General features: G+C 58.4%; 21 protein-coding genes and 1 rRNA gene (1 of these 22 cut by a window edge). 11 read left to right on the top strand and 11 right to left on the bottom strand.

Features of this window, described 5'->3' with window-relative positions; all coding sequences use genetic code 11:
* The first annotated feature begins 24 nt into the window (after positions 1-24).
* Both V6L81_RS00255 and V6L81_RS00250 read left to right on the top strand, forming a co-directional pair.
* Positions 25-819, top strand: a complete 795-nt coding sequence (locus V6L81_RS00255) for a helix-turn-helix domain-containing protein (protein ID WP_095020828.1) — start codon at positions 25-27, stop codon at positions 817-819.
* Positions 820-945: 126 nt separating this feature from the next.
* Entirely contained in the window at positions 946-1839 is an 894-nt protein-coding gene (locus tag V6L81_RS00250) for a PA4780 family RIO1-like protein kinase (RefSeq protein ID WP_016783575.1), read from the top strand.
* 209 nt (positions 1840-2048) lie between these two features.
* Here the strand turns inward: V6L81_RS00250 and V6L81_RS00245 are convergent, their stop codons facing one another.
* Positions 2049-2912: an MBL fold metallo-hydrolase gene (locus V6L81_RS00245; RefSeq protein WP_095001066.1), complete on the bottom strand. Its 864-nt coding sequence runs from the start codon at positions 2910-2912 to the stop codon at positions 2049-2051.
* A gap of 92 nt (positions 2913-3004) precedes the next feature.
* Between V6L81_RS00245 and V6L81_RS00240 the strand changes: the two genes are divergently transcribed.
* From V6L81_RS00240 to V6L81_RS00230, 3 genes are read left to right on the top strand one after another with little or no spacing between them, the layout of a single operon-like run.
* Positions 3005-3334 carry a metalloregulator ArsR/SmtB family transcription factor gene (locus tag V6L81_RS00240; protein WP_095001067.1) on the top strand — a complete coding sequence of 110 codons (330 nt, stop codon included), beginning with the start codon at positions 3005-3007 and terminating at the stop codon, positions 3332-3334.
* 43 nt (positions 3335-3377) lie between these two features.
* Positions 3378-4943, top strand: coding sequence for a bifunctional protein tyrosine phosphatase family protein/NAD(P)/FAD-dependent oxidoreductase (locus V6L81_RS00235; RefSeq protein WP_095020830.1), 1566 nt, complete (start codon positions 3378-3380; stop codon positions 4941-4943).
* 8 nt (positions 4944-4951) lie between these two features.
* The gene (locus V6L81_RS00230; RefSeq protein ID WP_095001069.1) at positions 4952-5758 is read left to right on the top strand and encodes a sulfite exporter TauE/SafE family protein; all 807 of its coding nucleotides are present in this window, start codon (positions 4952-4954) and stop codon (positions 5756-5758) included.
* A 124-nt stretch (positions 5759-5882) separates the two neighbouring features.
* Here the strand turns inward: V6L81_RS00230 and cueR are convergent, their stop codons facing one another.
* The 3 genes from cueR to V6L81_RS00215 form a co-directional block, all read right to left on the bottom strand.
* Positions 5883-6293, bottom strand: coding sequence for a Cu(I)-responsive transcriptional regulator (gene cueR / locus V6L81_RS00225; RefSeq protein WP_095020831.1), 411 nt, complete (start codon positions 6291-6293; stop codon positions 5883-5885).
* A 9-nt stretch (positions 6294-6302) separates the two neighbouring features.
* Positions 6303-8690: a heavy metal translocating P-type ATPase gene (locus tag V6L81_RS00220; RefSeq protein WP_153380913.1), complete on the bottom strand. Its 2388-nt coding sequence runs from the start codon at positions 8688-8690 to the stop codon at positions 6303-6305.
* 84 nt (positions 8691-8774) lie between these two features.
* A complete protein-coding gene (locus tag V6L81_RS00215) occupies positions 8775-9155 on the bottom strand; it encodes a hypothetical protein (protein ID WP_016783583.1) in 381 nt (126 codons plus the stop codon).
* A 147-nt stretch (positions 9156-9302) separates the two neighbouring features.
* Between V6L81_RS00215 and V6L81_RS00210 the strand changes: the two genes are divergently transcribed.
* Both V6L81_RS00210 and V6L81_RS00205 read left to right on the top strand, forming a co-directional pair.
* Positions 9303-9503, top strand: coding sequence for a heavy-metal-associated domain-containing protein (locus tag V6L81_RS00210; protein WP_016783584.1), 201 nt, complete (start codon positions 9303-9305; stop codon positions 9501-9503).
* A 276-nt stretch (positions 9504-9779) separates the two neighbouring features.
* Complete coding sequence (locus tag V6L81_RS00205; RefSeq protein WP_095019805.1) at positions 9780-10976, top strand: multidrug effflux MFS transporter; 1197 nt, start codon at positions 9780-9782, stop codon at positions 10974-10976.
* A gap of 1 nt (position 10977) precedes the next feature.
* On the opposite strand, the gene V6L81_RS00200 is transcribed toward V6L81_RS00205, so the two are convergent.
* Entirely contained in the window at positions 10978-11148 is a 171-nt protein-coding gene (locus V6L81_RS00200) for a sensor domain-containing protein (RefSeq protein WP_130872246.1), read from the bottom strand.
* 124 nt (positions 11149-11272) lie between these two features.
* Entirely contained in the window at positions 11273-12286 is a 1014-nt protein-coding gene (locus tag V6L81_RS00195; protein ID WP_153400460.1) for a zinc-binding alcohol dehydrogenase family protein, read from the bottom strand.
* 124 nt (positions 12287-12410) lie between these two features.
* Here V6L81_RS00195 and V6L81_RS00190 point away from each other — a divergent pair, with 124 nt between their 5' ends.
* Positions 12411-13328, top strand: a complete 918-nt coding sequence (locus V6L81_RS00190; protein WP_095001074.1) for a LysR family transcriptional regulator — start codon at positions 12411-12413, stop codon at positions 13326-13328.
* Positions 13329-13468: 140 nt separating this feature from the next.
* On the opposite strand, the gene V6L81_RS00185 is transcribed toward V6L81_RS00190, so the two are convergent.
* From V6L81_RS00185 to V6L81_RS00165, 5 genes are all read right to left on the bottom strand, one after another.
* Positions 13469-14422: an adenosine deaminase gene (locus tag V6L81_RS00185; RefSeq protein ID WP_016783589.1), complete on the bottom strand. Its 954-nt coding sequence runs from the start codon at positions 14420-14422 to the stop codon at positions 13469-13471.
* A gap of 88 nt (positions 14423-14510) precedes the next feature.
* The gene (locus tag V6L81_RS00180) at positions 14511-15197 is read right to left on the bottom strand and encodes an SDR family oxidoreductase (protein ID WP_095001075.1); all 687 of its coding nucleotides are present in this window, start codon (positions 15195-15197) and stop codon (positions 14511-14513) included.
* Positions 15198-15355: 158 nt separating this feature from the next.
* The gene (locus V6L81_RS00175) at positions 15356-15958 is read right to left on the bottom strand and encodes a YigZ family protein (protein ID WP_095019807.1); all 603 of its coding nucleotides are present in this window, start codon (positions 15956-15958) and stop codon (positions 15356-15358) included.
* A 13-nt stretch (positions 15959-15971) separates the two neighbouring features.
* Positions 15972-16622, bottom strand: coding sequence for a TetR/AcrR family transcriptional regulator (locus V6L81_RS00170; RefSeq protein ID WP_095019808.1), 651 nt, complete (start codon positions 16620-16622; stop codon positions 15972-15974).
* 42 nt (positions 16623-16664) lie between these two features.
* A complete protein-coding gene (locus V6L81_RS00165) occupies positions 16665-17585 on the bottom strand; it encodes a LysR family transcriptional regulator (protein WP_095001078.1) in 921 nt (306 codons plus the stop codon).
* 124 nt (positions 17586-17709) lie between these two features.
* Here V6L81_RS00165 and V6L81_RS00160 point away from each other — a divergent pair, with 124 nt between their 5' ends.
* The 3 genes from V6L81_RS00160 to V6L81_RS00150 all read left to right on the top strand — a co-directional run.
* Positions 17710-19059, top strand: a complete 1350-nt coding sequence (locus tag V6L81_RS00160; RefSeq protein WP_095001079.1) for an aspartate aminotransferase family protein — start codon at positions 17710-17712, stop codon at positions 19057-19059.
* An 81-nt stretch (positions 19060-19140) separates the two neighbouring features.
* Complete coding sequence (locus V6L81_RS00155; RefSeq protein WP_095001080.1) at positions 19141-20634, top strand: CoA-acylating methylmalonate-semialdehyde dehydrogenase; 1494 nt, start codon at positions 19141-19143, stop codon at positions 20632-20634.
* Positions 20635-21202: 568 nt separating this feature from the next.
* Positions 21203-21950 (top strand): 16S ribosomal RNA (locus V6L81_RS00150) (it continues 789 nt past the right edge of the window).

Below are 21950 nucleotides of genomic sequence, written 5' to 3'. Positions count from 1 at the left end.
CGTCTTGCGATATAAGGCCAATCAATGCCGCCAAACGGACAACGTGGGCTGCCGCGTGCCATTCCGGTACTCGATGCCCTGCCACGACCCCTGTATGCCCGGGCCGAAAGCCTGGGCGCGGGCTCGTGGACGCCGCGCCATCGACACGATTGGGTGCAGTTTTCGTACGCCATTAGTGGTGTGCTGGGCGTACATACCGACGAGGGCAGTTTTTTTGCGCCCCCGCAGTGGGGTATCTGGATTCCGGCCGGGCTGGAGCATGAAGTGATCACCTCGATGCGCGCTGAAATGCGCAGCCTCTATGTGCGCCGTGAGGACTGCCAATGGGCGCCGGGGCAGTGCCGGGTACTGGAGGTCACGCCGCTGGCCCGGGAGCTGATCAAAAGCTTTTGTGCGCTGCCCGTCGACTACCCCGAGGACGGGAGCTGCGAGCAACGCTTGGTGGCGGTGCTGCTGGACCAGTTGGCAAGCCTGCCCGAGGTCGGTTTTTCACTGCCGTTGCCCCGTCATGAACGTTTGCTGGTGCTGTGCAATGAGCTGGTCGAAACCCCTGATGCCGAGGCGAACCTGGGCCTGTGGTCGGATCGGCTGGGGATGTCCGAAAAAACCCTGATGCGTTTGTTTCAACGTGAAACAGGCTTGAGTTTCCGCAGTTGGCGGCAGCGGGTGCGTCTTCTGTCATCGTTACGGGTGCTGGAGGAGGGCGGTCATGTCACGCGGGCGGCGCTGTCTTGCGGGTATGAATCAACGTCGGCGTTTATTGCGGCGTTTAAAAAGATGTTCGGCTTTACCCCGGGTGACTTGTTTCGACAGGGTTAAGTCGGTGCTCAAAACGTGTTGCTCGTCTATCATTCAAATCGTTTGCCCTCTCCCCGTGGTGAGTGGATTGCCGTATAACGAATGACATTCGCGTGTTTGGTAATAAAGGACCCACAATAAAAGCTGATGAAGACTCCAAAACGCTTAGAACCCCTGATCGAAGACGGTCTGATCGACGAGGTGCTGCGCCCACTCATGAGTGGCAAGGAAGCAGCTGTATACGTAGTCCGCTGCGGCAATGAGCTGCGATGCGCCAAGGTTTACAAGGAGGCCAACAAACGAAGTTTCCGCCAGGCCGCCGAATATCAGGAGGGTCGCAAGGTTCGCAACAGCCGTCAGGCCCGAGCGATGGCCAAGGGCTCGAAGTTCGGTCGTAAAGAAACCGAAGATGCCTGGCAAAACGCCGAGGTAGCGGCGCTGTTTCGCCTGGCCGGTGCGGGTGTGCGGGTTCCTAAACCGTTCGACTTCCTCGAAGGCGTGCTGTTGATGGAACTGGTGGCGGACGAGTACGGCGATGCGGCTCCGCGTCTCAATGACGTGGTGCTGGAGCCGGATCAGGCCCGCGAGTACCACGAGTTCCTGATTCAGCAAATCGTGCTGATGCTGTGTACGGGGCTGGTTCACGGCGACTTGTCCGAGTTCAACGTTTTGCTGACGCCAACCGGCCCGGTCATCATCGACTTGCCCCAGGCGGTCGATGCGGCGGGTAACAACCACGCCTTCAACATGCTGGAGCGTGACGTGGGCAACATGGCTTCCTATTTCGGGCGTTTTGCGCCGGAACTGAAGAAGACCAAGTACGCCAAGGAAATGTGGGCACTTTACGAAGCTGCCACCCTGCACCCTGGCAGTGTGTTGACGGGCGAGTTTGACGAGCCGGACGAGCTGGCGGATGTCGGCGGGGTGATGCGCGAAATCGAAGCCGCACGTCTGGACGAAGCTTTCCGCCAGGCAGTGCGTGCTGCCGATGATGCGCCACCGAGCAAGGCTGAAGAGCCACCACCCCCGTGGATGCAGTAATTGGCTAACTAAAAAATCCGGCTCAGGCCGGATTTTTTATGCGCCTGGGGCTGCCCGGGTTCTTGTGGGAGCGGGCTTGCTCGCGATGGAATCACCGTGTGTTACCTGTCAGAGCGCGTTGTTTGCATCGCAGGCAAGCCAGCTCCCACGGGTAATGCGCCGCTCATCAAAACCGCTGCTGCCCTGTTCCTGGCAAGTGTTTGGGCGGCTCAAAACCGGTTCAGCGGAATCTTCAGGCTGCACAGGCCGCTGTCATCCGCAGGCGGCAGGTTGCCTGCACGAATATTGACTTGAATCGCCGGAATCAGCAGCGCCGGAACCCCCAGAGTGGCATCGCGGGCCGTACGCATGCCGACAAAACCTGCCAGGTCGATGCTGTCATTGACGTGGATGTTTTTTGCCCGCTGTTCACCCACCGTGGTCGACCAGCAGGCTTCGCGCCCGGCTGGCGGGTAGTCATGGCACATAAACAGGCGGGTCGACTCAGGTAATGCCAGCAGGCGCTTGATCGATTGATACAACTGCCGCGCATCGCCACCCGGGAAGTCGCAACGGGCGGTGCCCACATCAGGCATAAACAGGGTATCGCCCACAAACAGGCTGTGGTGTTCTACCTGATAGGCCATATCGGCCGGGGTATGGCCGGGCACATGCAGCGCCCGCACCTGTAGCCGCCCGATATGAAACAGCTCGTCGGGCTCGAACAGGCGATCGAACTGCGAGCCATCAAGCTTGAATTCCGGCTCAAGGTTATAGATGTCGCGAAACACTCCCTGGACCTGGGTGATGGCAGCACCGATGCCGATCTGACCGCCCAGCTTGCGCTTGAGGTAAGCACTGGCCGACAGGTGGTCGGCATGGGCGTGGGTCTCCAGCAGCCATTGCACCTTCAGGCCTTCAGCCTGCACGAAAGCGGCGATGGCGTCGGCACTGACGGTGCTGATACGCCCGGCGGCGGCATTGTAGTCCAGCACCGGGTCGATGATTGCGCACTCCACGCTGCCAGCAGCATGGACCACGTAGCTCACGGTCGACGTCGCCGGGTCGAAGAAACCTTGAATTTCGGGATGCATGAGGGGCCTCGTGGCGGTCGTTGAATGATCAATATATTGAAAGATATATTATCGAGTCGTAGACTGTCGACCATCACGCACCGGAGCTTTTCATGACTGCTCAGCTAACCAGCGAAGAAATCGGGCTTCTGCGCGACTCTGCTTCCAAAGCCTGCACCCTTCTCAAAGCGTTGGCCAATGAAGATCGCCTGCTGCTGCTCTGCCAGTTGACTCAAGGTGAGCGCAATGTCGGCGAACTTGAAGCGCTGACCGGCATCAGACAACCCACACTGTCGCAACAACTCGGTGTGTTGCGCGATGAGGGCATGGTCAATACCCGAAGGCTGGGGAAATACATTTTCTACTCACTCGCCAGCTTTGAAGTGGTTTCTGTGATGCAGACCCTGTCGGGGCTGTATTGCGGGCAAGCGCTCAAAAAGTAACGCCCTCCCAATCCATTCATTTTAGTTGTGCCTGGAGTGCTCAATGGAGCAAAGCATCAAGCGAATCGACGCGTCATTTTCCGTGACCGGTCAGATCGAGCAGTCTGATCTCCAATCCTTGGCTGCGCTGGGTTTTGCCAGCGTGATCTGCAACCGCCCCGACCATGAAGGCGGGCCTGAGCAACCCGAACACACCGCGATGCAACAGGCCGCGCAGGCCCTGGGGCTGAGCTTTGCCTATCTGCCAGTAGCGACCAGCGGCGCAACACCCGGGCAGGTGCAGCAATTGCGTGAACTGCTCGACGAGTTGCCCAAACCGGTGCTGGCGTACTGCCGCACGGGCAATCGCTCTGCCAAGCTTTTTGAAGCGGCCACCCAGGGCACGCGTGAGGCCAGGCAGTACGATGTGGTCGTGGTGGGCGGTGGCTCGGCCGGTATTTCGGTGTCGGCCAGCCTGTTGAAGCGTAACCCGGCCTTGCGTATCGCCGTGATCGAGCCCAGCACCGAACACTATTACCAGCCCGCCTGGACGCTGGTCGGGGGAGGGGCCTACGATATCAAAAACACGGTTCGCCCCACCGTTGCGGTCATGCCCAAAGGTGCTGTGTGGGTCAAGGCGTCGCTGTGTGCCTTTGCTCCGCAGCGCAAGGTTGTGCTGCTCAGCGATGGCAGCGAGCTGGGTTACCAGCAACTGATCGTTTGCCCGGGGCTGGAACTGGCCTGGGAAAATATCGAGGGCCTTGAAGAAACCCTGGGCAAGAATGGCGTGACCTCCAACTATCGTCACGATCTGGCGCCCTATACCTGGGAACTGGTGCGCAGCCTGAAGGGCGGCAAGGCACTGTTTACCCAGCCGGGCATGCCGATCAAGTGTGCGGGTGCGCCGCAAAAAGCCATGTATCTGGCCTGCGATCATTGGCGCAAACGCGGTGCTCTGGACGCTATCAAGGTGGAGTTCAACCTGGCGGGGGCGGTGTTGTTTGGCGTGCCGGCTTTTGTCCCGCCGCTGATGAAGTACGTTGAAGCCTACAAGGCTCAATTGGCCTTCCAGTCCAATCTGGTCAAGGTTGACGGTCCCGCCAGAACGGCCTGGTTTGATGTGACTGATGCCAAGGGCGGTGTGACTTGTGTTGCTAAAACCTTCGACCTGCTGCATGTGGTACCACCGCAGCAGGCGCCCGATGTGATCCGCCGCAGTGAACTGGCGGACAAGGCGGGCTGGTTCGAGACCGATCCGGCGACCCTGCAACATCCACGCTACCCCGAAATCTTCGCCCTGGGCGATGTGTGCAATACACCCAATGCCAAGACCGCGGCGGCAACCCGCAAGCAAGTGGTCGTGGTGGCCGAAAATCTGCTCGCACTGCGCAAGGGCGTGACCTTGCCCAAGCGTTATGACGGCTATGGCTCCTGCCCGCTGACCGTGGAAAACGGCAAGGTGATCCTGGCTGAATTCGGCTATGGCGGCAAACTGCTACCCACCTTTCCCCTGGACCCGACCGTACCCCGCAAATCGGCGTGGCTGCTCAAGGCCACATTGCTGCCGTGGTTTTACTGGCAAGGCATGCTCAAAGGCCGCGAGTGGTTCACTGACTGCAAGCCGGATTGACCCTGACCATGTTGATTATTTTATTTGGCATGCTGGTGGGGTTGGTGCTTGGGCTGACCGGTGCCGGTGGCGGCATCCTGGCCATCCCGGCGCTGACTCTGGGGCTGGGCTGGACCCTGGCGCAAGCGACACCGGTGGCGTTGCTGGCCGTAGGCACGGCAGCGGCACTGGGGGCGCTGGATGGCCTGCGCAAGGGGCTGGTGCGCTACAAGGCAGCGGCGTTGATGGCGCTGGTCGGCTCGACCACCTCGCCCATCGGGCTGCACCTTGCCCGGTTGATGCCGGCCAAGGTGCTGGTGTTGATGTTCAGCGCGGTGATGATGTTTGTCTCAGTGCGCATGTTCCTGCAGGCCCGGGCGGATGCCCGCGATGACGGCAGCCTGGGGGTACTGGAAAAAAACTGCATGCTCAACCCTGCAACCGGGCGACTGACCTGGAATGCCCGCTGCAGCATGACCCTGGTATCCATTGGTGCTACCTCGGGGTTGCTGACGGGGTTATTGAGTGTGGGCGGCGGGTTCTTGATCGTGCCGGCATTTCGCAAGTTCAGTGACGTGCGTATCCACGCCGTGGTGTCCACGTCCTTGATGGTGGTGGCGCTGGTATCGCTGGGCACCTTGGGCAATCTGATGAGCCAGGGCGTGAGCCTGTCGAATGAAGGCGTGATATTTATTGGCGCCACCCTGGCCGGAATGATTGCCGGGCGGGTGATTGCCCCGCACGTCTCGGCCCAGTGGCTACAGCAGGGATTCGCGGGGCTGTGTGCGGTGATTGGCGTGCTGATGCTGGCTAAAGTGCTGCTGACAGCTTTCTGATTAACGTTCCTGTGGGAGCGGGGCTTGCTCGCGATGGCATCACCTTGGTCAGCCAGATACACCTTGGCGCTTGAATCGCGAGCAAGCCCGCTCCCACAGGTTTATCAGCAGATCATGCAGATGATCATGTCTTTACGGTGCAGCATGGGCCTGACTCCAGGTCCTTGAGGATCGGGCAGTCAGGGCGGTGGTCGCCCTGACAGCTTTCGACCAGATCCTGCAAGGTGTCGCGCAGGCTGCTCAGCTCGGCGATCTTCTGGTTCAACTCTTCAATATGCTGGCGCGCCAGTGCCTTCACATCGCCGCTGGCGCGCTGGCGATCCTGCCACAGGGTCAGCAGCTTGCCGACCTCTTCCAGCGAAAACCCCAGGTCCCGCGAGCGTTTGATAAACGCAAGGGTATGCAGGTCGTCATCGCTGTAAAGGCGGTAGCCGCTGTCACTGCGTTGCGCGGGTTTGAGCAGACCGATGGATTCGTAATAACGAATCATCTTGGCGCTCAAGCCGCTGTGTCTGGCGGCCTGGCCGATATTCATGACGCCTCCTTATTCAAGATCCCTGGGCTTCCAGAATTTGAGCAGCAACGCATTGCTGACCACGCTGACACTGGAAAAAGCCATGGCCGCGCCTGCCAGCACAGGGTTCAAAAAGCCGAAAGCAGCCAACGGAATGCCGATCACATTGTAGATAAATGCCCAAAACAGGTTTTGCCGGATTTTGGCGTAGGTCTTGCGGCTGATCTCCAGTGCTGCCGGTACCAACCGCGGGTCGCCGCGCATCAGAGTGATGCCCGCTGCGTGCATGGCCACATCGGTGCCACCGCCCATGGCGATACCGATATCGGCCGCGGCCAGTGCCGGGGCGTCGTTGATACCGTCGCCGACCATGGCCACTACACCGGTTTTTTTCAGTTCGGCCACGGTCGCGGCCTTGTCGGCGGGCAACACTTCGGCGTGAACATCGCTGATTCCCAGGGCCTCGGCCACTACTTTGGCACTGCCGCGGTTGTCGCCGGTCAACAGGTGACTGCTGATATGACGGGCATTGAGCTGGGCGATGGCCGACTGGGCACCGGGCTTGAGTGTGTCACCAAAGGCGAACAGGCCCAGCACTTGGGGCTGCGGGCTTTGTTCGATCAGCCAGGACAGGGTGCGACCTTCGGTTTCCCAGGCGCTGGCCGATGCGGCGAGCGAGCCCGGATTGAGACCGGTTTCTTCCAGCAGGCGGCGGTTGCCCAGGGCCAGGCGACGGCCTTCCAGGGTGCCGGCAATACCGCGGCCGGTCAGCGACTGGCTGTCGGTAACGTCCGGCACTTTTAAATCACGCGCCGCGCAAGCATCCAGTACGGCCTTGGCCAGCGGGTGTTCGCTGCCCCGCTGCAGGGCACCGGCGGCTTGCAGCAAGTGCGCTTCATCGCCATCGAGTGCGCTGAAGTGAGCAATTTGCGGCGTGCCTGAAGTCAGGGTGCCGGTTTTGTCGAAAACCACGGCACTGACTTCGTGGGCGCGTTCGAGGGCTTCGGCGTCCTTGATCAGAATCCCGTGGCGGGCTGCAACGCCGGTGCCGGCCATGATTGCAGTGGGGGTCGCCAGGCCCAGGGCACAAGGGCAGGCAATTACCAGTACCGCCACAGCGTTGATCAATGCTGTTTCAATCGGCGCGCCGTAGAGCCACCAGCCGAGCAGGGTGGCAAGGGCGATCAGCAGCACCACCGGGACAAATACCTGGCTGACCTTGTCCACCAGTTTCTGGATCGGCGCCTTGGCGGACTGCGCGTCCTCTACCAGGCGGATAATGCGCGCCAGTACGGTCTCCGTCCCCAGGGCCATGGTCTTGATAATCAAGCGACCTTCGCCATTGATGGCGCCGCCGGTGACTTTATCCCCAGGCTGTTTCGGCACCGGCAGGCTTTCGCCACTGATCAGGGCCTCGTCGGCATGGCTTTGGCCTTCGACGACTTCGCCATCCACCGGGAACCGCTCGCCGGGTTTGACCAGCACCAGATCATTGAGACGCAAATCACTGATGGCGACATCCTGTTCCTGGCCGTCGACCATGCGCAAGGCGCGTTCGGGGCGAAGGGCTTCAAGGGCGCGGATGGCGCTGGCGGTCTGGCGCTTGGCACGGCTTTCGAGATATTTGCCCAGCAGCACCAGGGCGATCACAACCGCCGAGGCCTCGAAATACAGATGGGGCATGCTGCCGGGTTCGGCGATGGCCCATTCATACAGGCTCAGGCCATAACCGGCACTGGTGCCCAGGGCGACCAGCAAGTCCATATTGCCCGCGCCGGCCTTGACGGCTTTCCACGCGGCCACATAAAAACGTGCGCCCAGAACAAACTGCACCGGGGTCGCCAATACAAACTGGGCCCAGGCGGGCAGCATCCAATGGATGCCAAAAGGCGCAAGCAGCATCGGCAGCACCAGCGGCAGCGCCAGTACGATAGCCAGGGTCAGCGCCCAGCGTTCACGGTGCAGGCGTTTTTGCTGATCGTCTTCGGTGGTTTTTTCACTCTGGTGCAGGCTGGCACCATAACCGGCCTGGGTGACCGCGTTCAGCAGTAAACCCGGATCAACCTGGCCGAGCAATTCGACATGGGCCCGCTCGGTGGCGAGGTTGACGCTGACGCTCTTGACCCCGGGCACCTTGGCCAGGGCTTTTTCTACGCGCCCTGCGCACGAGGCGCAGGTCATGCCGCTGATATCCAGTTCCAGGCTGTGGGCGGGCACGCTATAGCCTGCCTGTTGCACAGCCTCGACCAGTGCCGGCAGGCTCTCGGCAGGCGCTTCGATACGGGCCTGTTCAGTGGCCAGGTTGACGCTGACCGAACGTACACCGGGCACTTTGGCCAGGGATTTTTCCACACGCCCTGCACAGCTGGCACAGGTCATGCCATCAATCGGCAGATCGAATTGGGTGGGCACGAGCAGTCCTCCTCAAGAAGTTATCTATCCATAGAATCGACCTTGACCCCATGGCAAGGTCAAGGCTTCTTGCTGTTCGTTGTTTGCCGCTCAATATTCCAGTTTGGCGGGCTTGAGGTACATACCCTGTTTACCCAGGGCGATGCGGTATTTGCGCACATCCCCGGCCTTCAGGGTGAACTGCTGCGCGGGCGGCACCAGCATGCCGGGCAGGCAGCCGGGGGCTTGCCCGGGGAGCAGCTTGAGGCGGATATCGACGCTGGCGGGCGGCAGGTTAAAGGCCAGGGCCTGCTCCTGAAACAATCGCCCGGCCAGTTGGTCGTCGATGTACACACCCACTTCGCAGTTGGTCGGCACCTCAAGGCGTTCGCGGGAAATGATCAGCACTCCGTAGTCCTGATCGGCATTTGCCCACAGCGGCACACTGGCAAGACCCAAAAGGCTGACTAGGCTCAAAGCGGTCCAGCGCATGGCTAAGTATCCTGTTATCAAATCGCAAGGCTTGCAGCTTGGCCGAGCACGGGATGGATTGCCAGTCAGCGCGTGAAACAACGGGCTTGACCTTGCCACGATGGCAAGGTCAAAGCTGTAGGCATATCTCAAACAGGAGGCGTAATCATGCAAACGTTCAAGGTAGACGGTATGACCTGTGGTGGCTGTGTGGGCGCGGTGACCCGTGCGGTGCAGACGGTGGATAAAGACGCGAAGGTTGAAGTGGACCTGGCGAGCAAAACCGTCAAGGTGGACAGCAACGTATCACCGTTGCAAATTATCGACGTGATCACCAATGCCGGGTTTGAGGCGCGCACGGCGCACTAAACCTGTATGTAGCAGCTGCCGAGGAGCGAGGCTGCGTCCGGCGACGTAGTCGTCGTGAATGCTAAGAGCAAGTTCTGACTGGCGCACCGCAATGTCAGACTTACGACGGCTGCGCCGCCGAACGCAGCCTCGTTCCTCGGCAGCTGCTACGGCGGTGTTGTTTCAGGACGGGTTCAAGGTGATTTATTAGCTAGCTCGCTAACTTAATGTTCAGGGTCGATAACCACAGCTAAACTGTCAGCTTGCGCTAACCGCAGCCTGATCCCTGGATACCTGATGAACCTTCGAACAATCTTGATTCTTGGCGCCCTGAGTGCCTTCGGTCCTTTGGCGATCGACTTTTACCTGCCCGGCTTCCCGGCGATGGCACAAGCCTTTGCAACCGACGAAACCCAGATACAACTGACGCTGGCCGTGTACTTTCTGGGCCTGTCCATCGGTCAGCTGGCCTATGGCCCGGTAGCGGACCGCTTCGGCCGGCGCGTGCCGCTGCTGGTGGGCGTCGGGCTATTCACTGTCGCGTCACTGGCATGCGCCTTTGCGCCGACCCTGGAGTGGCTGATTGGTGCCCGGTTTGTCCAGGCCCTTGGCGGCTGTGCGGGCATGGTCCTTTCGCGGGCAATTGTCAGTGACAAATGCGACGCGGTGCAGTCGGCCAAAGTGTTTTCACAATTGATGCTGGTTATGGGCCTGGCGCCAATCCTGGCGCCGATGTTGGGTGGGTTGCTGGTCAACCTGTATGGCTGGCAATCGATTTTCCTGGTGTTGACGGTGTTCAGCGCATTGGCGGCAACGGCCGTAGCGCTTGGCTTGCCTGAAAGCCTGCCGGCCAACGTGCCACGTCAGCCGCTGTCGGGGGCATTGCGCCAGTACGGGCGGTTGCTCAAGGATCGCGAGTTCCTTGGCCATGCCCTGACGGGGGGGATCGCAATGGCCGGGATGTTTGCCTACATCGCGGGTTCACCTTTCGTATTTATCAAACTCTATGGCGTGCCTGCCGAGCATTACGGCTGGTTGTTCGGCACCAACGCGGCCGGCTTTATCCTGGTGGCGCAGTTGAACGCCCGCCTGCTGGCCAAGCGTGGCCCGGCCTTTTTGCTGTCGCGCATGGTGTGGGTGTATCTGGCGGCGGGTCTGGCCTTGCTGGGCGTCAGCAGTTTGCATACCGAACAACTGTGGCCGCTGCTGGTGCCGCTGTTTATCTGCATTGCCAGCCTGGGCTGCATCATTCCCAATGCCTCGGCCTGCGCCATGAGCGGGCAGGGCGCGCGCGCCGGCAGTGCCTCGGCGATGCTGGGTTGTTTGCAGTTCAGCGTGGCGGCGGGGGCGGCATCACTGGTGGGGGTATTGCACGACGGCAGCGCAATGCCAATGGCGATGGTCATCACCCTGTGCGGGCTTGTGGCAGTGGGCCTGGCAGTGGCGACCCGGCGCCTGTACACCGCACGGATCGCCGCTCAGCAGCCGGTCTGATTCAGCCAGCCAAACGTTCGGGCAGGCGGTGCGGGGCATGCAGGCGCGATTGCAGCTTGTCGACAAAGGCCCGGGCCTCGGCCTCGCTGCGAAAGTTGACGGCTTGCTGGTCGATTTGCACCTGCCATTTGCAGTCGCGGGATCTTGCTAGCGCTTTTATCAGGATTTTCATGACTGGCCTCCTTCGGTTCGCAAAGGAGGCCAGTGTATGCCGAAAAACTTTGATTAAAATGCCCGGAATCAAGTCTCTGACTGACGGTTAAAAAATGACCACATGGGTCCCGTCAGACGTCCTCTCAGAAGCCTTCGAGCACAATCTTGCCCTTGGCCTTGCCGCTTTCCAGCAGTGCATGGGCGCGGCGCAGGTTGGCGGCATTGATGCTGCCAAAGTGCTCGCCGACCGTGGTACGCAGGGTGCCCGCATCGATCAGCCCGGCGACACGATTGAGCAGGAGATGTTGCTCGATCATGTCCGGGGTCTGGAACAGCGAGCGGGTGTACATGAACTCCCAGTGCAGTGACAGGCTCTTGCGTTTGAGTTTGGTGATATCCAGCGCCTTGGGATCATCAATCAGCGCCAGTTTGCCCTGTGGTGCCAGTGCTTCTACCAACTGATCGAGATGCTGGTCAGTCTGGGTCAGGCTGGCAACATGGGTGACGGCGTCGATGCCGTGACGCTTGAGTTCTTCGCTCAGCGGCTGGCTGTGGTCGATAACCAGATCGGCGCCCAGCTCACGGACCCAGGCCTGGGTTTCAGGGCGAGATGCGCTACCAATCACCTTGAGCGCAGTCAGTTGGCTGGCCAGTTGCGTCAGGATTGAACCCACACCACCCGCCGCGCCGACGATCAGCAGGCTTTGTTGCTCGTCGGTCTTGCCCTCGTTGACGCCAAGGCGCTCAAACAACAACTCCCAGGCAGTGATGGCGGTCAACGGCAACGCTGCGGCCTGTGCGAAATCGAGGCTTTTGGGCATATGCCCGACGATGCGTTCATCCACTACATGACGTTCACTGTTGGCCCCGGCACGGGCAATGGAGCCTGCATAAAAGACCTTGTCGCCGACCTTGAACAAGCTGACTTCACTGCCGACGGCCTTGACCACACCGGCCACATCCCAGCCCAGTACCTTGGCAGTGTCGGCCTCGGGCTGCACGTTCTGGCGCACTTTGGTGTCCACCGGGTTTACGGAAATGGCTTTGACCTCGACCAGCAAATCCCGGGGGCCGGCCACCGGCTCTGGCAACTCGATATCTTGCAGGGCCAGCGGGTCTTGAATCGGTAACGAGTGGTAGTAGGCGACAGCTTTCATGGGACATGTCCTGAAGATGATTAAGAAACTGGCAGTGATAATTGGCTATTTCACCGCGCGATAAAACCGGCTAAAACAGCAGTCTCTTTCAATTTTTTATTGATAATGGTCGGGTGGATTGTGAATGCTGCGTTTCGATGATCTGCAATTGTTCGTTCACGCGGCTGACTTGGGCAGTTTGTCTGCGGCGGCCCGGGTGATGGATATGTCCCCGGCGGTGGCCAGCGCTGCTCTCAAACGGATAGAAGCTCAACTGGGCGCGCGCCTGCTGGCGCGTTCAACCCGAAGTTTGCGTCTGACGGCCGAAGGCGAAGGCTTTCTTGAATATGCGCGTACGGCACTCGCTAGCCTCGATGAGGGGCGACGCTTGTTGGCGCGTGGGCAAGATCAGGTTAGCGGAGTGTTGCAACTGTCGGCACCTTCAGACTTCGGCCGTAATCTGTTGCTGCCCTGGCTGGATGAGTTCCAGCGTGAGCATCCGCAACTCACCGTGCGCCTGTTATTGGGTGACCGGATTGCCGACCTGTTCCGCCAGCCTGTGGATATCGCCTTGCGTTACGGCGAGCCGGAAGACTCCAGCCTGGTGGCGCTGCCGGTGGCCCCGGATAACCGCCGGGTGCTGTGTGCGTCCCCCGACTACCTGGCGCGCAAGGGCGAGCCGCGTCAGCTTGAGCAGTTGCTGCAACACAATTGCCTGTTGTACATGCTCGGCACGCGGGTTCACGACCATTGGCAATTCAATGACGGCAAGCGCGAACTGGGGCTGACGGTAAGCGGCAATCGTTTCAGCGATGATGCCGACGTGGTGCGCTTGTGGGCGGTTGCCGGGCAGGGCATTGCCTACAAGTCGTGGCTGGATGTGGCGGGAGATGTGCAGAGCGGGCGGCTCAAGGTGTTACTGCCGGGGCTGATGTGCGAGCGGGCGCCGCTGAATCTGCTGTGTGGTCACCGGGCGCAATTGAGTAAACCGGTGCGGCTCTTGCGCGACATGCTCAGTGAGCGCTGTGCGATGTTGAGCAAGTTGTACCCGGGGAAACAGTAAAACTGCTGTGGTAGTGACGGTGTTGCAGTTTCAAATGTCTGTGGGAGCGGGCTTGCTCGCGATGCTGACAATCAGGTGTGTCTGCCTGATCGAGTTGATGCCATCGTGGGCAAGCCCGTTCCCACAGGGGAGACCGCGTGTTACGGCTTGACCAACCGCGCATCCAGACCGTTTTGCGCCAGGCGTTTGGCCTGGTCCTGGGTCATGCCCAGATCGGTGTATAGCGCGTGGAAGTTCTCAGTCATATAACCGCCAAAGTAGGCCGGGTCATCAGAGTTGACGGTCACTTTTACGCCACGCTCAAGCATGTCGAGAATGTTGTGTTGCGACATGTGATCAAACACACAGAGTTTGGTGTTGGACAACGGGCATACGGTCAACGGGATCTGCTCGTCGATGATGCGTTGCATCAGACGTTCGTCTTCAATGGCGCGCACGCCATGGTCGATACGCTGGATCTTGAGCAAGTCCAGGGCTTGCCAGATGTACTCCGGCGGGCCTTCTTCACCCGCGTGGGCAACGGTCAGGAAGCCTTCATCACGGGCGCGGTCGAATACGCGCACAAACTTGCTCGGTGGGTGGCCCATTTCTGAACTGTCGAGGCCAACGGCGACAAAGGCATCGCGAAATGGCAGGGCCATATCGAGGGTCTTTTCTGCTTCTTCTTCGCTCAAATGGCGCAGGAAGCTGAGGATCAGGCCGCTGGTGATACCCAGTTGCTGCTCGCCATCTTTAAGTGCGCTGGCAATGCCATTGAGCACGACTTCAAACGGCACGCCACGATCGGTGTGGGTTTGCGGGTCGAAGAAGGGTTCTGTGTGAATGACGTTCTGTTCTTTACAGCGCAACAGGTAGGCCCAGGTCAGGTCGTAGAAGTCCTGGGAGGTACGCAGTACGTCGGCGCCTTTGTAATAAAGATCGAGGAATTCTTGCAGGTTGTTGAAGGCATACGCCTTGCGCAGGGTTTCAACGTCGTTCCAGGGCAGGGCGATCTTGTTGCGCTCGGCCAGCGAAAACAGCAACTCGGGTTCCAGGGAACCCTCCAGATGCATGTGCAGTTCAGCTTTTGGCAGGGCGTTCAGCCAGTCATACATAAAAGGTTTTCTCATCAAATCGGGTACAGATGGCGACATTCTACAGGTCGGAGGGGGCACAATTCCCCCGCCATTTGTCGCAGGCTGCCTACCAGGGAATCGTCTGGCCCTTGTAGTCGATAAAGTGATGGCCGCCTTTTCCGGCAAATGCCTTGACCTGTGCCACCAGGCCACGGGTGCTGGTTTCGACATCAATGTCGGCGCCTTCGCCGCCCATATCGGTTTTTACCCAGCCCGGGTGCATGGACAGCACAGTCGGGTTATTGTCGCCCAGTTCATACAGTACAAAGGTATTGGTCATCGAGTTGAGAGCCGCTTTGCTGGCCTTGTAGAGGGCCATTTCGGGGGCATCAGGTTGAGTGACACTGCCGAGTACTGAGCTCATAAATGCCAGTACGCCACTGTCCTTACGGATCCGGCTGACAAACTCCCGGGCCACATTGATCGGTGCCACGCTGTTGGTGAAAAACAGCTGCCCCACCTCGGCCAGCGTTGCATTGCCCGACAGCTGGTCGTCCGGGCCTTTGACCCCGGCATTGATAAACAGCAGATCGAAGACTTCATTGTGCAAGGTATTGCCCAATGCCTTGATCGCCTGTTGATTGTTCATGTCCAGTTGTTCGATGCGCACCGGCCCCAATGCCTTCAGGGCATCGGCTTTTTGTGGGTGGCGCACAGTGGCGGTTACGTCCCAGCCATCGGCAAGCAACTCCTTGACCAGACCCAGGCCCAGGCCACGTGAAGCTCCGATGATCAGTGCTTTTTTTGCGGTCATGAGTAGCGTCCTCTACAAAGTTGATATGAGTTGGTTAAAAATCGTACAAGTGCTTCAAGCCCCCCAGCACACAAGGGCTGTGGCCGCATGTGCTCAGGTTATCCACAGGTGGGTGCACAGTGACTGTGGGCAACTATGGATGTCGGAAAATAGCATTTTTATGGGGCTGGCTCGACAGCGTCACGATGCAGCAGGATCCTGCCGCGGCTAAGGTCCGCTAAAAGCTGTCGCGCGGGAGCAATCTGTTCTTCGACCAGCGCCAGTTGCAGGTCAACGCCATTGGCAGTGAAGGCTTCGCCGGTGATCAGGCCGTTGAGTTCACCCAGGCGCAGTTTGACCAATGCCAGCTCGCTGAAACTGCAAGAGCAACTGAGTGCTATACGGCTGACCAACGGCAGTTTTTCGGCGTTTTGCAGGCATTTGTTAGCGCCACCGCCATAGGCCCGAGCCAGGCCGCCGGTGCCCAGCTGAATGCCGCCATACCAGCGGATAACCAGCACCGCGACCTGATCGCAGTCCTGCGCTTCAATGGCCGAGAGTATCGGGCGGCCCGCGGTGCCGCCAGGTTCGCCATCATCACTGCTGCGGTACTGCCCACCAAGTTTCCACGCCCAGCAATTGTGCGAGGCATTCAGGTCGCTGTGTTGCTCGATAAATTCGAGGGCCTGCTGGGCGCTGGTGATGGGGGCAGCAAAAGTAATAAAGCGGCTTTTACGGATTTCTTCGCGGTACTCGCAAAGCCCCGTGAGGGTCGAAGGCATGTCGGTTCCAGGCTTAGACTGCGGGCGTCAGGCCGCAGCCTTTGAGAATGATACGGATCAGGTTGTCGCAGGCCGCATGCATATCCTGTTTGGTCAGGTGCTTGCGCCCCGTTACGCGGCAAATCTGTGTCGAAAAGTCGGCGTAATGCTGGGTGCTGCCCCATAGCAGGAAAATCAGATGGACCGGGTCGACCGGGTCCATCTTGCCTGCATCTATCCAGGCCTGGAACACAGCTGCACGACCTTGAAACCAAGCTCTGTAGTCTTGTGAGAAATACTCGGTCAGGCAGGCCCCGCCACTGATGATTTCCATCGCAAACACTCGCGAAGCCTGGGGCTGTCGCCGGGAAAACTCCATTTTTGCGCGGATATACTGAGTCAGGGCCTGGGCCGGGTCATCGTCAGCGGTCAAAACGTTGAAGGTACGGTCCCATAGCTCGATGATATTGCTCAGTACTGCGATATACAGGCTTAGCTTGTTGGTGAAGTAATAATGCAGATTGGCCTTTGGCAGCCCGGCACTCAGGGCGATGGCGTTCATGCTGGTGCCTCTGAAGCCGTGACGGGCAAACTCATCTTCGGCGGCCTTGAGAATGGCCTCTTCGTTTTTCTGCCGGATACGGCTGGGAGGCTTGCCGTCATGGGCAGGAACTTCAAGGGTCATGGGCGCTCCGGGCAACCTGTTTGTGTAGCGAAGTTTTTCACGTTAACGCGTCGCTTCCAGGCTCTCAAGGAAACTTTCCAGGACCAGATGCGGGCGCCGGCCTTTACGTGTCACCGATGCCAGGCTCAAATCGTAGAAACGTGTTTTTGCCTTCAGTGCCCGCAAGCGGCCCTGCTGAACCCACAGGCTGGCGTAATGGTCGGGCAGGTAACCGATATAGCGCCCGGTCAAAATCAAAAAGGCCATGCCTTCGCGATCCGACGCGCTGGCGGTGCAATTGAGCGCCTGGTAGTGGGCCTGGATATCCGAGGGCAGGCGAAAGGTGGGGGCAATGGCATCCTGAGCATTCAACCGTGCATCTTCCAATTGCCTGTCGTCGACATAAAACAGCGGATGGCCTACGGCGCAATACAACAGTGAACGCTCACTGTAGAGCGGCTGGTACTCAAGCCCGGACAATGTGCTGGCCTGGGGCACCACACCCACATGCAGGCGGCCGTCGAGCACACCCTGTTCAACTTCATGGGGCGAGATCATGCGGATATGAATCTGTACATCAGGCCCACGCTCCTTGAGTTGGGCCAGTGCATGGGTGATACGCATATGGGGCAGGGTGACCAGGTTATCGGTCAGGCCAATGGTCAGTTCGCCGCGCAAATGCTGGTGAAGGCCGTTGACCTCGGTACGAAAGCTCTCAAGTGCGCCGAGTAATTGCAGCGCAGAGTGGTAGACCTCACGACCTTCCTCTGTCAGTGAAAAACCCGCTCGCCCACGTTGGCACAGGCGTAAACCCAGGCGCTGTTCAAGATCGCTCATCTGCTGGCTGATGGCAGAACGGCCAATGCCCAGTACCGTCTCTGCTGCCGAAAAGCCGCCGCACTCCACGACGCTGCGAAAAATACGCAGCAGTCGAATATCAAAGTCGCTGACCTGGGCCAGTGCATCGGGGCGACGGCTGCTCATAGTTTAGTGTATGCCTGACTAAAGGTTAGAAGAGTTGGATTTCATGGACTTTATAGCCGTGGCAATTTAGGCGCAACAACGCTTTCAACATCCCACGCCGCTTTTGCCTTGCGAGGTTTTGCTGATGAACATGCCCGAAAATGCCGAATTGAACCTGACCAGCCAGCTCAAGCTGGATGCTCACTGGATGCCTTACACTGCCAACCGTAACTTCCATCGCGATCCGCGCTTTATCGTCGCGGCCAAGGGCAGTTATCTGACGGATGATAAGGGTCGGCAGATTTACGATTCGCTGTCAGGTCTTTGGACCTGCGGCGCAGGGCATACCCGTACTGAAATCCAGGAAGCCGTGGCCAGACAATTGGGCACCCTCGATTACTCGCCGGCGTTCCAGTACGGCCATCCGCTGTCTTTCAAGCTGGCAGAAAAAATCACCGAGTTGACGCCGGGCAACCTCAATCACGTGTTCTTCACCGACTCGGGGTCGGAGTGTGCCGACACGGCGGTGAAGATGGTGCGTGCCTACTGGCGTCTAAAAGGCCAGTCGAGCAAAACCAAAATGATTGGCCGTGCCCGCGGCTACCATGGAGTGAACATTGCAGGCACCAGCCTGGGTGGGGTGAACGGCAACCGCAAACTGTTTGGCCAGGCAATGATGGATGTGGATCATCTGCCCCACACCCTGTTGGCAAGCAACGCATTTTCTCGCGGCATGCCCGAGCAGGGCGGGATTGCCCTGGCCGATGAACTGCTCAAGCTGATCGAATTGCACGATGCGTCGAACATTGCTGCCGTTTTTGTAGAACCGATGGCAGGCTCGGCGGGGGTATTGGTTCCGCCTCAGGGTTATCTGAAACGTCTGCGGGAAATCTGCGACCAGCACAATATCCTGTTGGTGTTCGATGAAGTGATCACTGGCTTTGGTCGTACAGGCTCAATGTTTGGTGCTGACAGCTTCGGCGTGACACCTGACTTGATGTGTATTGCCAAGCAAGTCACCAACGGCGCGATTCCGATGGGGGCTGTTATCGCTACCAGCGAGATTTATCACACGTTCATGAATCAGCCGACGCCTGAGTACGCGGTTGAATTCCCTCATGGCTATACCTATTCGGCTCACCCCGTAGCCTGTGCTGCGGGTATTGCTGCGCTTGATCTATTGCAAAAAGAGAACCTGGTACAGAGCGTGGCTGAAGTTGCACCGCATTTTGAGAATGCATTGCACGGTTTGAAGGGCGTGAAGAACATCATCGACATTCGCAACTATGGCCTGGCGGGTGCAATCCAGATTGCGCCGCGTGATGGCGATGCAATTGTGCGCCCGTTCGATGCAGCGATGAAACTGTGGAAAGCCGGTTTCTACGTGCGCTACGGCGGCGACACCCTGCAGTTCGGGCCAACGTTCAACAGCAAGCCGCAAGACCTGGATCGCTTGTTCGATGCGGTCGGCGAAGCGCTGAATCAGATCGACTGATCCTTCTATATAGAAGCGACACTTAATGCATTCACCCAGGCGCGCAGCGTTCGCGCCTGTGGACAACTTTCTGGAGCATCCATGAGCACTATTCAACACCTGATCAATGGCGAGTTGCTGAACGATTCCGGGCGCACCGCAGATGTGTATAACCCGTCCACCGGTAAAGTGATCCACCAGGTTCCCCTGGCCAGCCGTGAAACAATCCAGCAGGCGATCGATGCAGCCAAGGCCGCCTTCCCGGCATGGCGTAATACCCCGCCTGCCAAGCGCGCCCAAGTGATGTTCCGTTTCAAGCAATTGCTTGAGCAGAACGAAGCGCGGATCTCGCAGTTGATCAGCGAAGAGCATGGCAAGACTCTGGAGGATGCTGCGGGTGAACTGAAGCGCGGGATCGAGAACGTCGAATACGCTTGCTCGGCTCCGGAAATCTTGAAGGGCGAATACAGTCGTAACGTAGGCCCGAATATTGATGCTTGGTCGGACTTCCAGCCACTGGGTGTCGTTGCAGGGATTACACCGTTCAACTTCCCGGCCATGGTTCCGTTGTGGATGTACCCGTTGGCGATCGTGTGCGGCAACTGTTTCATTCTTAAGCCCTCGGAGCGTGATCCAAGCTCGACACTGTTGATTGCTCAACTGCTGCAAGAAGCTGGTTTGCCCAAGGGGGTTATGAACGTGGTGCACGGCGACAAGTCAGCTGTTGATGCACTGATCGAGGCGCCGGAAGTGAAAGCGCTAAGTTTTGTTGGCTCGACCCCGATCGCCGAGTACATCTACGCCGAAGGCACCAAACGCGGTAAGCGCGTGCAGGCACTGGGTGGGGCGAAAAACCACGCAGTGTTGATGCCGGATGCGGATCTCGATAACGCAGTCAGTGCACTGATGGGCGCAGCGTATGGTTCGTGCGGCGAGCGTTGCATGGCCATCTCGGTTGCAGTGTGCGTCGGTGATCAGGTGGCAGATGCCCTGGTGGCCAAACTGGTTCCTCAAATCAAAGCGCTGAAAATTGGTGCGGGGACTTCGTGCGGTCTGGACATGGGCCCCCTGGTTACCGGTCAGGCGCGGGACAAGGTCAGTGGCTATGTCGATGATGGCGTAGCAGCAGGTGCGCAGTTGGTGGTCGATGGTCGCGGGTTGAGTATCAAGGGGCATGAAGAAGGCTTCTTCCTGGGGGGCTGCCTGTTTGATCGCGTGACACCTGAGATGCGTATCTATAAAGAAGAGATCTTCGGGCCGGTATTGTGCATCGTGCGGGTCAAGAGCCTGGAAGAGGCCATGCAACTGATTAATGATCACGAGTACGGTAACGGTACCTGCATTTTCACCCGTGATGGAGAGGCGGCCCGTTTGTTCTGCGACGAGATTGAAGTGGGTATGGTGGGGGTTAACGTACCGTTGCCAGTACCTGTTGCCTACCACAGCTTCGGCGGCTGGAAACGTTCGCTGTTTGGTGACCTGCATGCCTATGGCCCGGATGGCGTGCGCTTTTACACGCGTCGCAAGGCGATCACACAACGTTGGCCGCAACGTGCCAGCCATGAAGCCTCTCAGTTTGCCTTTCCGAGTCTGTAAGGCAGGCGATAGCAGCCTATAGAAGAAAAGAGGCCAGCCGTCAGGCTGGCCTCTGCTTTTAGGCCCCTTTCAAGGCTATATGACAGAAGTGTGAAACTAGTGCTTGACCCGAGGTTCAAACGGCCTATAATTCGCACCTCTTCCGGCGCAGTCGAAACGGAAAACTCCTTGAGTTTCAATGAGTTGGATGGTTTTTGGCAGTGCCAGCTTCAAGTCATCGAAGCAGGAAATGAGGTGTTGACAGCAGCGTGTAACGCTGTAGAATTCGCCTCCCGCTAACGAGAGATCGAAGGCGCAAGTGGTTGATGTTACAAAGGAAACTTTGAAAACATTTTAAAATAACCGCTTGACAGCAACAGAGGCTGCTGTAGAATGCGCGCCTCGGTACAGCGAATAGCTGACCAACCGCTCTTTAACAATTGAATCAAGCAATTCGTGTGGGTGCTTGTGGAGTCAGACTGATAGTCAGCAAGATTATCAGCATCACAAGTTACTCCGCGAGAAATCAAAGATGTAACCAACGATTGCTGAGCCAAGTTTAGGGTTTCTTAAAAACCCAAAGATGTTTGAACTGAAGAGTTTGATCATGGCTCAGATTGAACGCTGGCGGCAGGCCTAACACATGCAAGTCGAGCGGTAGAGAGAAGCTTGCTTCTCTTGAGAGCGGCGGACGGGTGAGTAATACCTAGGAATCTGCCTGATAGTGGGGGATAACGTTCGGAAACGGACGCTAATACCGCATACGTCCTACGGGAGAAAGCAGGGGACCTTCGGGCCTTGCGCTATCAGATGAGCCTAGGTCGGATTAGCTAGTTGGTGAGGTAATGGCTCACCAAGGCTACGATCCGTAACTGGTCTGAGAGGATGATCAGTCACACTGGAACTGAGACACGGTCCAGACTCCTACGGGAGGCAGCAGTGGGGAATATTGGACAATGGGCGAAAGCCTGATCCAGCCATGCCGCGTGTGTGAAGAAGGTCTTCGGATTGTAAAGCACTTTAAGTTGGGAGGAAGGGCAGTTACCTAATACGTGATTGTCTTGACGTTACCGACAGAATAAGCACCGGCTAACTCTGTGCCAGCAGCCGCGGTAATACAGAGGGTGCAAGCGTTAATCGGAATTACTGGGCGTAAAGCGCGCGTAGGTGGTTTGTTAAGTTGAATGTGAAATCCCCGGGCTCAACCTGGGAACTGCATCCAAAACTGGCAAGCTAGAGTATGGTAGAGGGTAGTGGAATTTCCTGTGTAGCGGTGAAATGCGTAGATATAGGAAGGAACACCAGTGGCGAAGGCGACTACCTGGACTGATACTGAC

The sequence above is a fragment of the Pseudomonas bubulae genome, from assembly GCF_037023725.1.
GTDB classification, from domain to species: Bacteria; Pseudomonadota; Gammaproteobacteria; order Pseudomonadales; family Pseudomonadaceae; genus Aquipseudomonas; species Aquipseudomonas bubulae.
The sequence above is the reverse complement of the archived record's forward strand: the minus strand, read 5'-3'. Positions and strand labels throughout refer to the sequence as shown.